General features: G+C 75.4%; 12 protein-coding genes. All 12 read left to right on the top strand.

What is annotated here, in order from left to right:
• The first annotated feature begins 438 nt into the window (after positions 1-438).
• The 12 genes from ACIQPQ_RS31950 (at position 439) to ACIQPQ_RS32005 (ending at position 13,701) form a co-directional block, all read left to right on the top strand.
• Entirely contained in the window at positions 439-963 is a 525-nt protein-coding gene (locus ACIQPQ_RS31950) for a DUF2617 family protein (RefSeq protein WP_401310870.1), read from the top strand.
• Positions 964-1,185: 222 nt separating this feature from the next.
• Entirely contained in the window at positions 1,186-2,715 is a 1,530-nt protein-coding gene (locus ACIQPQ_RS31955) for a polyamine aminopropyltransferase (protein WP_401310873.1), read from the top strand.
• 148 nt (positions 2,716-2,863) lie between these two features.
• Complete coding sequence (locus tag ACIQPQ_RS31960) at positions 2,864-3,868, top strand: SRPBCC family protein (RefSeq protein WP_401310876.1); 1,005 nt, start codon at positions 2,864-2,866, stop codon at positions 3,866-3,868.
• A 61-nt stretch (positions 3,869-3,929) separates the two neighbouring features.
• Positions 3,930-4,718 (top strand): aldose 1-epimerase, encoded by a 789-nt coding sequence (locus tag ACIQPQ_RS31965; protein ID WP_401310879.1) that lies wholly within the window; start codon positions 3,930-3,932, stop codon positions 4,716-4,718.
• A gap of 10 nt (positions 4,719-4,728) precedes the next feature.
• Positions 4,729-5,277, top strand: a complete 549-nt coding sequence (gene pyrE, locus ACIQPQ_RS31970) for an orotate phosphoribosyltransferase (protein WP_401310881.1) — start codon at positions 4,729-4,731, stop codon at positions 5,275-5,277.
• Between the two features lie 224 nt (positions 5,278-5,501).
• Positions 5,502-6,533, top strand: a complete 1,032-nt coding sequence (gene fbaA / locus ACIQPQ_RS31975; protein WP_401310884.1) for a class II fructose-bisphosphate aldolase — start codon at positions 5,502-5,504, stop codon at positions 6,531-6,533.
• Between the two features lie 105 nt (positions 6,534-6,638).
• On the top strand, positions 6,639-8,222 hold the full coding sequence (locus tag ACIQPQ_RS31980; RefSeq protein ID WP_401310887.1) for an MFS transporter: 1,584 nt from the start codon (positions 6,639-6,641) through the stop codon (positions 8,220-8,222).
• 174 nt (positions 8,223-8,396) lie between these two features.
• Positions 8,397-8,810, top strand: a complete 414-nt coding sequence (locus ACIQPQ_RS31985) for a DUF3151 domain-containing protein (protein ID WP_383768757.1) — start codon at positions 8,397-8,399, stop codon at positions 8,808-8,810.
• A 193-nt stretch (positions 8,811-9,003) separates the two neighbouring features.
• On the top strand, positions 9,004-9,843 hold the full coding sequence (locus tag ACIQPQ_RS31990; RefSeq protein WP_401310891.1) for a tryptophan 2,3-dioxygenase family protein: 840 nt from the start codon (positions 9,004-9,006) through the stop codon (positions 9,841-9,843).
• Positions 9,836-11,104, top strand: coding sequence for a kynureninase (gene kynU, locus ACIQPQ_RS31995; RefSeq protein ID WP_401310894.1), 1,269 nt, complete (start codon positions 9,836-9,838; stop codon positions 11,102-11,104). The genes ACIQPQ_RS31990 and kynU overlap by 8 nt, the downstream gene beginning before the upstream one ends.
• Before the next feature lie 408 nt (positions 11,105-11,512).
• Positions 11,513-12,403 (top strand): alpha/beta hydrolase, encoded by an 891-nt coding sequence (locus ACIQPQ_RS32000; protein WP_401310897.1) that lies wholly within the window; start codon positions 11,513-11,515, stop codon positions 12,401-12,403.
• A 320-nt stretch (positions 12,404-12,723) separates the two neighbouring features.
• On the top strand, positions 12,724-13,701 hold the full coding sequence (locus ACIQPQ_RS32005) for an alpha/beta hydrolase (RefSeq protein ID WP_401310900.1): 978 nt from the start codon (positions 12,724-12,726) through the stop codon (positions 13,699-13,701).
• The last annotated feature ends 47 nt before the right edge of the window (positions 13,702-13,748 follow it).

A 13,748-nucleotide genomic window follows, 5' to 3' on the forward strand; every position in this document is an offset into this window, starting at 1 on the left:
GGGGGGGGGGGGTCCCCCCCCCCCCCCACGGGGGGGGGGCGCCGGGGGGGGGGGGGGGGGGGGGCCGGGGGGGGGGGGGGGGGGGGGGGGGCCCCCCCCCGGGGGGGGCCCCCCCCCCCCCCCCGCGTCCGGGGTGGGGCGCGAAAGGGTGGTGTGTCCAGGCCGCACGGCGTACGCCGTAGTTGAACAGTTGAGCTGTGCAGCCCTCTGAGGGATGGAAACCCCACGAACTTGGGTAAAAACGCTGTGGTGGCACCACAGTTCATGATTCCCTCTAAAGCACCTACGCAGCCCCTCAGCACCTACGCAGCCCCTCGGACCCCGGACGTCCCGCGCGGACGCCCTCGCCGGACCGGGCCGACCGGGGTGCACCCCCGAAGTCGACCGGGGCGCGCCGGACCAATCCTCTTGCCTGTTGCGTTCTAGCGGAGCCGAGTCATGCTCACGACCCTGAACACCTCCTACACCGACACCTGCGCGGCCGACCTCGCCTGGGCCCTGGGGCGGGAGCCACTGCCCGCCCTCGCCACGCTCGACCTCGAACTGTCCGGCGCCAAGCTCCAGTTGCGGCTGCTCGGCGCCTCGCACCAGGTGCTGGTGGAGGAGGAGCAGGGCTCCTGCTCCGAGACGGTCGCCTGCATCCCCGGCAGCAGCACCCCGCTGCCGCTCGGCGTCGCCAAGCGCGTCGGCGACTGGGAGTACGAGTTCGCGGCGCGCGTCGAGGCCCTGACGCCGGGCCAGTTCGCGGGCCGCGCCCAGGAACTCATCGCCCTCGTCTCCGACCACCCGCACGGCCTCGCCGGGGTCTTCCCCGGCAGCCCGCACGCCTTCACCGCCCTGCTCGCCCAGCGGCACGAGGGCGGCGTGCACTGGCGGACCTGGCACGCCTACCCGCAGGACGGGCAGTTGGTGGCCACGCGGACGCGGGTGGGGGTGCGGGTGCCGGTGGGGGAGGCGGGGTGAGGGGGTGAGCGGGGTGAGCGGGGCTGAGGGTGCCCGGCCGCGCCGCGGGGGGCACGGGCGGGCGGGGCGGGTCGATCGCGCCCGGTGAATCCGCGCCGACGGCGGCCCTCCGTCTCCGCGAACCGCGTCGGCGGTGTCCCAAACGCGCGTCGCCCGACTGCCCGGCAGTTCCACACGTGTGGGTGACATGGCGTACCGGAGCCGTCACGTAACGTCGCAGTCGTGATCGATCCGCATCCACCCGCCCCGCCCGGCGCTCCACCGCCGTGGCCCGGCCCCGCGTGGCTGCCCGTCCGGCCGGCCACCGGACGGTTCCTGGTCCTCGGCTGCGTCTTCGTCTGTGCCGCCTGCGGACTGGTGTACGAGCTGGAGCTGGTCGCCCTCGCCTCCTACTTCATGGGCGACTCGGTCACCCAGGCCTCCGTCGTCCTCTCCGTCATGGTCTTCGCGATGGGCATCGGCTCGCTCGCCGCGAAACGGCTGCGGCCGCACGCCGCCGCCGGGTTCGCCGCCGTCGAGGTGACCCTCGCCCTCCTGGGCGGCACCAGCGCCATGGCCCTGTACGCCGCGTTCGCCTGGACCGGCGACTGGGGCGGCCTCTGGGCGAGCGGCCCCCGCGTCCTGCTCGTCGTGTTCTCCCTCGCCATCGGCCTCCTCATCGGCGCCGAGGTGCCCCTGCTGATGGAGCTGATCCAGCGCATCCGCCGCCAGGACGCGGGCGGCGCGGTCGCCGACCTCTTCGCCGCGGACTACGTCGGCGCGCTCGTCGGCGGGCTCGCCTTCCCCTTCCTGCTGCTGCCGCTCCTCGGCCAGCTCAGCAGCTCCCTGCTGACCGGCGCGGTCAACGTCGTCGCGGGCGCCGCCCTCGTCCTCGGGCTCTTCCGGCGCGACCTCAGCCGCCGCGCCCGCCGCCTGCTGATCGTCGCCAACGTCCTCGTCCTCGGCCTCCTCGCCGCCGCCGCCGTCCTCGTCGGCGACTTCGAACGCGCCGCCCGGCAGGCCGTCTACGGCGACGACGTCCGCGTCGCCCTCCAGACCGGCGTCCAGGAGGTCGTCCTCACCGGCGGCACCGACGGGCGCCCCCTCGCCCTCTACCTCGACGGGCGGCTGCGCGGCGGCGGCCACGACCAGCGCAGGTACCACGAAGCCCTCGTCGGCCCCGCGATGAGCGGCCCGCACGCCCGCGTCCTCGTCCTCGGCGGCGGCGACGGCCTCGCCGCCCGCGAGGTCCTCACCCACCCCGGTGCCCGCCGCGTCGACGTCGTCGACCTCGACCCCGCGCTGATCCGCCTCGCCCGCACCGACCCCGCGCTCTCCCGGCTCAACGGCCACGCCATCGACGACCCGCGCGTCCGCGTCACCGTCGCCGACGCGTTCCGCCGCCTGCGGACGACCCCGCCCGCCACCTACGACGTCGTCATCGCCGACCTCCCCGACCCGGGCATCACGGCCAGCACCAAGCTGTACTCGCAGGAGTTCTACGGCCTCGTCCACCGCGCCCTGCGCCCCGGCGGCCGCCTCGCCGTCCACGCCGGACCGGTCGACAGCCGCCCCCGCCTCTTCTGGACCGTCGAGACCACCCTGCGCGCGGCGGGCCTGAGCACCGCGCCCTACCGGGCCCGCGCCGACTGGGGCTTCGTCCTCGCCGCCGCCCCCGCCCGCCCCGCCCTCCACCTCGGCCCCGACGAGCGGCCCCTGCACACCCGGATGACGGGCCTGCGGGCTTCCACGTTGGTGCATCCGCGGTACTGAGCCCGCCGAGGGCGGGGGCGGGGGACCGAGGGCCGCGCGGGGCGGAGCCAGGGGTCGGGGCGGCACCGTACGCCCCCGGTGTCCGGGGCGGGCCGGAATCGCGGTTCGGCGGGTGCTTTCGCGGGGCGCGTGGGTAGGCTCCGGCCTTATGGAGCATGAGGTGCGCGTTCCGGTTCCGGTGGAGCGGCTGCGGGCGGCGCTCGCCGACCCCGCACGGGTGGCCCGCGCCCTTCCGGGCTTCCAGCAGGACGCCGGTACCGCGCCCGTCGCGGGCCGGATCAAGCTGCGCGTCGGCGGCCACACCATCACCTACCGCGGCACCCTCGCCGTCACCCCGCGCGCGAACGGGACGTACGCCGTGACCGGCCGGGCGACCGAGGCCCGCGGCACCGGCACGGTCGAGCTGGCGCTCACCCTGACCCTGCGCGAGGACGCCGACGGCACGGCCGTGACCTGCGCGGGCACCGCCTCGGCGGACGGCCGGATCGCCGAGCTGCCGCCGGAGACCACGACCGCGGCGGCCGTACGGCTCCTCGTCCGCGGCGTCGAGCACCTGGCGTCTGCGCCCCCGGCCGACCGGGACGAGGCGCGGCAGCACACCGGGACCCCGTCCGACGACCCCGACCACGACGATCAGGCCCCCACTGCCCCTGCCCCCGCGGCCGACGAGCAGGCCGCCCCCGCCGACGACCGGGACGACTCCGTCGAGGACGCGCCGCCCGCCACCGGCCCGCTCCCCGACCCCACCGGCCCCGCGCCCACCGGCATCTTCGACACCGACATCCCGCCGTCCGGCTTCGACGACGTCGACGACGCCCATGACGTCGACGACATCGACTACGCGGACCAGGCGGCCCGGACCGGCCCGGCCCGTCAGGACGCCGACGGCCCGGAGGGCGACGAGACCGGCGGCACGGTCCCCGCCTCGCCCGAGGGTGCCGAGCCGCCCGCCGAGGCCGCGCACGCCCGCCGCACGATGATCGGCCGCAGCGCGGAGGAGGTCGACCACGCACCGCCGCGCGGCCGGTACGCCCCCGTCCCCGCCCCGCAGACCATCGCCCGCGACAACGTCCTGCGCTGGGCGGCCCCCGCCGCCGCCCTGGCCGTCGCCTCCGCGATCGTGGTCGGCCGGGCGCTGCGCCGCCGCCACTGACCCCGCGCGCGACCGCCCGGCGGACCCGACGCCCTCCGGGGCCGCTGGATAAGGTCATCCCGTGAGCGACGAAGAGATCACGCTGACCGCGGGTGACGCGGAAGTGACCGTGCTGCCCGGCAGGGGCGGCCGCCTCGGTGGGCTGCGGATCGGTGGGGACGAACTGCTGCGGCAGGGGGAGCGGTTCGGGTGCTTCCCGATGATCCCCTGGTGCGGGCGCATCCGCGACGGACGGTTCCGCAACGGGGCCGACGTCCAGCAGATGCCGCTGAACTCCCCGCCGCACGCCATCCACGGCACCGCCCGCGACGGCGCCTGGAAGGTGGCCCGCCGGACGGCCGGGGAACTGGTCCTGACGTACGACCTGGTCGCGCCGTGGCCCTACCCGGCGCGGGTCACCCAGAGCGTGGCGCTCGGCGAGGACGCGCTGACGCTGACGGCGGCCGTCGAGACGTACGGCGACTCCTTCCCCGCGCAGATCGGCTGGCACCCCTGGTTCCGGCGCAGCCTCGGCGGGCCGGACGCGGTGGTCGACTTCGCGCCCGCCTGGCAGGAGGAGCGCGGCGAGGACCACCTGCCGACCGGCGTGCGCGTCGCGCCGGAGCCGGGCCCCTGGGACGACTGCTTCGGCATGCCCGACGGCGTCCACGTCACCCTCACCTGGCCCGAGCGGCTCCGCCTGGAGGTCACCAGCCCGGAGAAGTGGGTCGTGGTCTACGACGAGCAGGCCGAGGCCGTGTGCGTGGAGCCGCAGACCGGCCCGCCGAACGGCATGAACACCCTCCCGCGCCTGGTCACGCCCCTGGAGCCGCTGGAGGCCACCACGACCTGGCGCTGGACGCGCCTCTAAGCTGGTCGGCATGACGGACGTACGCGACGCGCTGCTGCACCAGATCAAGGACAAGGCCGTGGTCCACGGCAAGGTCACCCTCTCCTCGGGCCTGGAGGCGGACTACTACGTCGACCTGCGCCGCGTGACCCTCGACGGCACCGCCGCCCCCCTGGTCGGGCAGGTGCTGCTCGACCTCACCGCCGACCTCGACTTCGACGCCGTCGGCGGCCTCACCATGGGCGCCGACCCGGTGGCGGGCGCCATGCTGCACGCCGCCGCCGCCCGCGGCCGTGCTCTCGACGCCTTCGTCGTGCGCAAGGCGGCCAAGGCGCACGGGCTCCAGCGCCGCGTCGAGGGCCCGGAGATCCGGGGGCGTCGCGTGCTGGTCGTCGAGGACACCTCCACCACCGGCGGCTCCCCGCTGGCCGCCGTGGAGGCCGTCCGCGAGGCGGGCGCCGAGGTGGTGGGCGTGGCGACCATCGTCGACCGGGCCACCGGCGCCGCCGAGAAGATCGAGCAGGGCGCCGGGGTGCCCTACCTGTTCGCCTACTCCAAGGACGAACTCGGCCTCGACTGATCGATCCTCCGGGGACGAACTCGGCCCGGAGCGGCCCCCCTTCGTCCCGCTCCCATCGCGCTCCGGCCGTGCGCCCGGCGGGCCGACCGTCCAGCCGGTGGACCGGGCGCGCGGTTCTGGAAAGATGGGCGCGACGATGACGTCGCACACCAGGTCTCGCACACCAGGTCTAGGTCAGGGCCGTAGGTAGCAGATTCCCACCCGCACACCCAAGGAGCGGACGAATGCCCATCGCAACCCCCGAGGTCTACAACGAGATGCTCGACCGGGCGAAGGCAGGCAAGTTCGCCTACCCGGCCATCAACGTCACCTCGACCCAGACCCTGCACGCGGCTCTGCGCGGCTTCGCCGAGGCGGAGAGCGACGGCATCATCCAGATCTCGACCGGCGGCGCCGAGTTCCTGGGCGGCCAGTACAGCAAGGACATGGTGACCGGCGCGGTCGCGCTCGCCGAGTTCGCGCACATCGTCGCCGAGAAGTACCCGGTCACGGTCGCCCTGCACACCGACCACTGCCCGAAGGACAAGCTCGACGGCTACGTACGGCCGCTGCTGGAGATCTCCCGCAAGCGCGTCGAGGCCGGTCTCGGCCCGCTGTTCCAGTCGCACATGTGGGACGGCTCCGCCGAGACCCTCGCCGACAACCTCGCGATCGCCCAGGAGCTGCTGGAGAAGGCCCGCGCCGCGCGCATCGTCCTGGAGGTCGAGATCACCCCGACCGGCGGTGAGGAGGACGGCGTCTCGCACGAGATCAACGACTCCCTGTACACCTCGGTCGACGACGCGATCCGCACCGTGGAGGCGCTCGGCCTCGGCGAGAAGGGCCGCTACCTGCTCGCCGCGTCCTTCGGCAACGTCCACGGCGTCTACAAGCCGGGCAACGTCGTGCTCCGCCCCGACCTGCTGAAGCAGCTGAACGAGGGCGTCGCCGCCAAGTTCGGCAAGCCGGCCGGCTCGCAGCCGTTCGACTTCGTCTTCCACGGCGGCTCCGGCTCCACCGCCGAGGAGATCGCGACCGCGCTGGAGAACGGCGTCGTCAAGATGAACATCGACACCGACACCCAGTACGCGTTCACCCGCCCGGTCGTCGACCACGTCTTCCGCAACTACGACGGCGTCCTCAAGGTCGACGGCGAGGTCGGCTCGAAGAAGACGTACGACCCGCGGACCTGGGGCAAGCTCGCCGAGGCGGGCATGGCCGCCCGTGTCGTCGAGGCCACCCAGCACCTGCGCTCGGCCGGTACGAAGATCAAGTAGTTCCCTCCGCGGAGGCCCCGCGCGGGCAGGCGCACGCCTGCCCGCGCGGGGCCGCGCACGACGGGCCCGGTGCCATCGCACCGGGCCCGCTGTATACCTGGAGGCATGCCCGACGTCAGGCTGGCCTCGCCCCGGGGCAAGTGGATTCTGCTCACCACGGTCCTCGGCTCCAGCATGGCCCTGCTGGACTCGACCGTCGTCAACGTCGCGCTCCCGCGCATCGGCCGCGACCTCGACGCGGAGCTGTCCGCGCTCCAGTGGACGGTCAACGCCTACATGCTCACGCTGGCCGGGCTGATCCTGCTCGGCGGCTCCCTCGGCGACCGCTACGGCCGCCGCAAGGTGTTCGTGATCGGCGTCGTCTGGTTCGCCGTCGCCTCCCTGCTGTGCGGGCTCGCGCCCACCGCCGAGGTGCTGATCGCGGCCCGCGCCCTCCAGGGCATCGGCGGCGCCCTCCTCACCCCCGGCTCCCTCGCCCTCATCCAGGCCTCCTTCCACCCCGACGACCGGGGGCGGGCCGTCGGCCTCTGGTCGGGCTTCGGCGGTGTCGGCGCGGCCGTCGGGCCGTTCCTCGGCGGCTGGCTGGTGGACGGGCCGGGCTGGCGGTGGGTGTTCCTCATCAACGTGCCGCTCGCGGCGCTCTGCGTGCCGGTCGCGCTGCGGCACGTGCCCGAGTCGTCGGCGGGGGTCCCGGCGGGGGGCCGCTCCGGCTCAGGCTCCGGGTCTGGGTCCGGTGTCCGCTCCGGGTCCGACTCCGTCACCCGTACGGCGGTACCGGGCTCCGGGGCGGCGGCCCGCGAGGCGCGCGGGCACTTCGACGTCCTGGGCGCCGCCCTCGGCGCGCTCTCGCTCGCGCTGGTCACGTACGCCCTGATCGAGGCGGCGGAGGGCTCGCTCGTCGTCGTGGTGACGGCGGTGGCCGGGGTCGCGGCCGGGGTCGCGTTCGTCGTCGTGGAGCGGCGGCGTCCCGACCCGATGATGCCGCCGGACATCTTCGCCTCCCGCCAGTTCACCGCCGTCAACCTGGTCACCCTGTGCGTCTACGCGGGCCTCGGCGGCTACTTCTTCCTCTCCGCGCTCCAGCTCCAGGTCGTCGCCGGGTACTCCGCCCTCGGCGCCGGTACGGCCCTGCTGCCGCCGACCGTGCTGATGCTGCTGCTGTCGGCGCGCTCGGGCGAGCTGGCCGACCGGATCGGGCCGCGGGTCCCGCTCACCGTCGGGCCGCTGCTGTGCGCCGCCGGGATGCTGCTGATGCTGCGGGTCGGCCCGGACGCCTCCTACCCGGCCGACGTGCTGCCCGCCGTCCTGGTCCTCGGATGCGGCCTGGTCACCCTGGTCGCGCCGCTCACGGCGACCGTGCTGGCCTCGGTGGACGTCACCCGCGCGGGCCTGGCCAGCGGCATCAACAACGCGGCGGCGCGGGCGGCGGGCCTGGTCGCGGTGGCCGCCCTGCCGCTGCTGACCGGCATGGGCGCCGAGGCGTACCGCTCCCCGGACGCCTTCGACACCTCCTTCGACCGCGCGATGTGGCTCTGCGCGGGGGCGCTGGTGGCGGGCGCGGTGGTCGCCTTCACCACCGTCCGCCATCTGCCTCCGGACTGCCGCCGCCCCGAGTGCACGACCCACGCCAGCGTGGTGTCACCACCCCTGGAGGCCGGGGGGAGCCGGAAGCGGCTGGGGGAGGGCTGACAGTCCCCCTGGGGTCTCCAGGGGTCTCTGGGGCTCCCTAGGGGGTCCGTCGGGGTCCCCAGCGGTCCTCAGGGGGCCTGGGGGTCGGGGTCCCCGGCGGTCCTCAGGGGGCCTGGGGGGGGGGAATTCCGGACCCCGGGTGGGGGCGTGCCCCGCATCCCCCAGACTGGAGGCATGGCCATTCACAAGGATCTCCTCGGGGGACCGCCCCCGACCCACCTCCCCGACGACCCCGAGCCGCGCGAGCTGCTCGCCGCCGGGACGGCGCCCGCCGAGGTCGCCGCCAAGTACCCCACCTCCTGCCTCGCCTGGGCCCGCCTCGCCGACGACGCGTTCGAGCGCGGCAGCGTCGTCGAGTCGTACGCCTATGCCCGTACCGGCTACCACCGCGGTCTGGACAGCCTGCGCCGCAACGGGTGGAAGGGCCACGGCCCGGTGCCGTGGGAGCACGAGCCGAACCGCGGCTTCCTGCGCGCCCTGCACGGCCTCGCCCGCGCCGCCGAGGCCATCGGGGAGCGCGAGGAGTACGAGCGCTGCACGCAGTTCCTCAAGGACTCCTCGCCGACCGCGGCGAGCACGCTCGGTTAGGCACACCTCTCGGGGTGTGGGCATCCCCCTCAGGGCGTAGGGGGCGTACGGGTCCGCCCGGTCCGCGTGGCCGGTCGGGCGGGCCTTGCACTTTCGGGTGACCATTGCGGAGGATGCCCCACGGGGACCGGGGCCCCCGTGTCGGTAACGGCAGGGGCGGACCGCTACCCGGAGTACACAACAGGAGACAGCGATGTCCCACGAGACTCGCGAGGCTCAGGAACCCTCGACTCCGCATCTCGACTTCGCCGGTACGACACCGTACGAGGACTACGTCAAGGCGGACGTGCTCACCCACCTCCAGCACACCCTCTCCGACGACCCCGGTGAGATGGTCTTCCTGGTCACCACCCAGGTCATGGAGCTGTGGTTCACGGTGATCGTCCACGAGTGGGAGACCGCGGCGGCCGCGCTGCGCCGGGACGACGTACCGACCGCCGTCGCCGCGCTGGGCCGCTCGGCGCACGAGCTGGAGGCGCTGAACGCCTCCTGGAAGCCGCTCGGCCGCCTCACCCCCGCCCAGTTCAACGCCTACCGCTCCGCGCTCGGCGAGGGCTCCGGATTCCAGTCCGCGATGTACCGGCGGATGGAGTTCCTCCTCGGCGACAAGTCCGCGTCGATGCTCGTCCCGCACCGGGGCGCCCCCCGCGTCCACGCCGAGCTGGAGAAGGCCCTGCACGAGCCGAGCCTCTACGACGAGGTGCTGCGCTTCCTCGCCCGCCGCGGGCACCCGGTCCCCGAGGCCACCCTGACCCGCGACGTCTCCCTCCGCCACGAGCCGTCGGCGGAGGTCGAGGCGGTCTGGACGGCCGTCTACTCCGGTGCCGCCGACGACGAGGCCGCCCGCCTCGGCGAGGCCCTCACCGACGTCGCCGAACTCGTCTGGCGCTGGCGCAACGACCACCTCGTCGCCACCCGCCGCGCGATGGGCTCGAAGACCGGCACCGGCGGCTCCGCCGGGGTGGCCTGGCTGGAGAAGCGCGCCCGCAAGAACGTCTTCCCCGAGCTGTGGACGGCGAGGTCGTATGTCTGAGACACCCGTTTCCGAGACGCCCGTTTCTGAGACGCCCGCCTCCGTCGGGTCCGAGACGCCCGCCTCCGCCGCGCTCAGCGCGCGGGCCCGCGCGCTGGACGCCGCCGACGTGCTGGCCGGCCGCCGCAAGGAGTTCGTCCTCGACGACACCGTCTACCTCGACGGCAACTCGCTCGGCGCGCTGCCCGCCGCCGTACCGGGCCGCCTCGACGACGTGGTCCGCCGCGAGTGGGGCGAACTGCGCATCCGCTCCTGGGACGAGAGCGGCTGGTGGACCGCGCCCGAACGGACCGGCGACCTCATCGCCCCGCTGGTCGGCGCCGCCGCCGGACAGATCGTGGTCGGCGACTCCACCAGCGTCAACATCTTCAAGGCCCTGGTCGGCGCCGTACGCCTCGCGGGGGAGGGGCGCGACGAGATCCTCGTCGACGCCTCCACCTTCCCCACCGACGGCTACATCGCCGGGTCCGCCGCCCGGCTCACCGGCCGCACCCTGCGCCCCGTCGAACCGGCCGACGTGCCCGCCGCGCTGTCGGACCGCACCGCCGCGGTCCTCCTCAACCAGGTCGACTACCGCACCGGACGCCTGCACGACCTGCCGTCCCTCACCGCCGCCGTCCGCGCGGCGGGCGCCGTCTCCGTCTGGGACCTGTGCCACAGCGCGGGCGCCCTGCCGGTCGGCCTGGACGCGCACGGCGTGGACCTCGCCGTCGGCTGCACCTACAAGTACCTGAACGGCGGGCCCGGTTCACCGGCCTACCTGTACGTGCGCCACGGCCTCCAGGACCGTTTCGACTCCCCGCTGCCGGGCTGGAACTCGCACGCCGAACCCTTCGGCATGCGGCCCGCCTACGAGCCCGCGGCGGGCGCACTGCGCGGCCGGGTCGGCACGCCGGACATCCTGTCGATGCTCGCGCTGGAGGCGGCCCTCGGGGTGTGGGAGGGCGTGACGGTCGACGCCGTGCGCGCCAAGTCCCTCGCCCTGACGGACTTCTTCCTGGAGTGCGTCGGCGCGTACGTCCCCGCCGGCCGGGTGGACGTCCTCACCCCGCTCGCGCACGCCGAGCGCGGCAGCCAGATCGCGCTGCGCTGCGCCGACGCGGGCGAGGTCATGCGGCGGCTGATCGCGCGCGGCGTCGTCGGCGACTTCCGCCGCCCCGACGTCCTCCGCTTCGGCTTCACCCCGCTGTACGTCGGCTTCGGCGACGTCGAGCGGGCGGCGGCGGTGCTGGGGGCTGTGCTCGGGGAGGCGAGCGAGTAGGGGGTCGGGGAGCGGTTCGGGGACGCGCTCGCGAGAAGCGGGTCCCCCTACCCGTAGGGGCGGCGGCCCACCCGTAGGGGCGTTGAGCCGGCCCCTACGGGGAGGCGGGTCGGTGCCCGTACGGGAGAGAGTCGGTGCCGGTGCGGGAGGTGGGTCGGTGCCCCTGCGGAACGTGATCCGGCGCTCGCGCGAGGGTGCGATCCGGCGCTCGTCCGGGGCGGGTGGGCCGAAGCCGACGTATCGTCACCGACCGCCGCGAACAGAACCGTTTTGCCCCTCACCCAGCGTGACATCCGTGTGTCCGCGCACGTCACCGGCCTGATACCGTCCCCGCCAACGGCCGAACACCACCTGGTCCCGCCAGCGTGCGCGCCGCTCAATTCGGTTCATTCGCTGAGAGGTTGGAGCATGCCGGACGACGTCGTCGCAGCCAGGGCCGCCGCCGAGGAGGAGTCGGCCTTCTCCCACCCGGCGGTCGAGCCCGACGCCACCGCTCCCTACGGCGACCACCCCGACCAGGTGATCGACTTCTACGCGCCCCGCGGCGCGGCCGGGCCCGCCCCGCTGGTGGCTCTCCTGCACGGCGGGGCGTGGCGGGCGCCGTACGACCGGCGGCACGTCACGCCGTTCGCGGCGTTCCTGGCCCGGCGGGGGTTCGCGGTGGCCAACGTGGAGTACCGGCGCGGGAGTTCACCGTCCGACGCGCCGGGCGTGTCCGGTGCGGGTGGGGCGCCGGTCGCGGGCCGCTGGCCCGACACGTTCGACGACGTGGCCGCCGCCCTGGACGCGCTGCCCGCCCTCGCCCGGACGGCGCTGCCCCAGGCCGACCCGCGGCGCACGGTGTTGACCGGGCACTCCGCGGGCGGCCACCTGGCGCTGTGGGCCGCCGCCCGGCACGTCCTGCCGCCCGGCAGCCCGTGGCGCACCGACGGCCCGCCCGCCCTGCGGGGCGTCGTCGCGCTCGCCCCGATCGCGGACTTCGAGGTCGCCGAGAAGCTGGCGGTCTGCGGCGGCGCCTCCGGGCAACTCCTCGGCGGCGTCGAGCACTTCGAGGAACGGCGGCCGTACGCCGACCCGGTCCTCCTGCTGCCGACGGGCATCGCCACCACCCTCGTCCAGGGCCGCACCGACCTCGACGTCCCGGAGGCCGTCGCCGAGTCCTACGCGGACGCGGCGGCGAAGGCGGGCGAGGTGGTCGGCCTGACCCTGCTCGCGGACGTCGGCCACTTCCCCCTCATCGACCCCGCGGCGGACGCGTGCGCGGTCGTGGCGGAGGAGATCGCCCAACTGGCCTGGTGACACGGTCGGTTCGCCGGTTCTGTCCGTCGGCGGACCGTCTGCGGCCCGTCTGCGGTCCGCCTGCGGTCCGCCTGCGGTCCGCCTGCGGTGGGCGGCCCTGTCATACCCGTCATACCTGAGAGCTACCTCCGAGGACAGCTCCTGAGCGGGACGCGGTCGACACCTGAGGCTCCGTAACTTCCCGTCCCAGGACGCCCGATGGCCGGGCTGAGCTGGCGGGGAGGGGCACGGCGATGGAGGCACGACCGGGGAACGGACGGCAGGGGGACGGGGGCGAGAGGCCGCGGGACCGTGCGGGGCGGGACGTCCGCCCGAGGGCGGTGCGCGCGGAACGTGGGCCTCGTGTCCGGCGACGGTGGCGGGCACTGCTCGCCCTGCTGGTCACGGCGGCCGTCGTCGTCCCGCTGACCGCGGCCGTCCGCCCGCGCGTCCCCGCCCCGCCCCCGGCCGCCCTCGGCCCGCTCACCGCTGCCACCCTGGAGCGGGCCTACGCCGCGAACCGGGCCAACGCGGCGCTCGCCGCCCGGATGGCCGCCGACCACGGCGACCGGCGCCGCGCGGCCACCGACCGCGCGCTCGCCGCCCCCGGCAGCCGGCTGCTCCGCTTCGACGGGCGGGGCCCCGGCCGGACGGCCGAGGTCCTCGGCGACCTGGCCCACGCCCGCCGGGTCGCCGTCCTGGTGCCCGGCTCGGACACCTCGCTCGACACCTACGACCGCTTCCACACCGCCGCGGCCGCGCTGCACCGCGAGCTGGCCCGCCGGGCCCCCGCGGGCACCCCGACCGCGGTGGTGGCCTGGCTCGGCTACGCCACGCCGGGCACCGTCAGCACGGCCGCCGTCACCCCGGACCGGGCCGACGAGGCCGCCCCGGAACTGCGGGAGTTCGTCCGCCTGCTGCGGCACCTCACCGGCCCGCACACCCGGCTCTCCCTCCTGTGCCATTCGTACGGCTCGGTGGTGTGCGGCCGGGCGGCCCCCGGCCTGGACGTGACCGACCTGGTCCTCCTCGGCAGCCCCGGCACCGGCGTGGACCGGGCCCGTGAGCTGCGCACCCGCGCCCGGATCTGGGCGGGCCGGGGCGCCGACGACTGGGTGGCGGAGGTCCCGCACGTCGAGGTCCGCCTGCCGGGGGCCACGGTCGGCTTCGGCCGGGACCCGATGACCGACGCGTTCGGCGCCCGCGTCTTCGACGCCGGGGACGGCGGCCACAGCGACTACTTCCGGCCGGGCTCGGTCTGTCTGGCGAGCCTCGCCCGGATCGTCCTCGGCACGACCGAGGAGGCGGGCCGTGACTGACCCCACCCCCACCCGAACCCTTGCTCCGGCTCCCTCGGGCGCCCGTA

Origin of the sequence: Streptomyces sp. NPDC091281, from assembly GCF_044757425.1 — a bacterium.
In the GTDB taxonomy this organism is placed as follows: Bacteria; Actinomycetota; Actinomycetes; order Streptomycetales; family Streptomycetaceae; genus Streptomyces.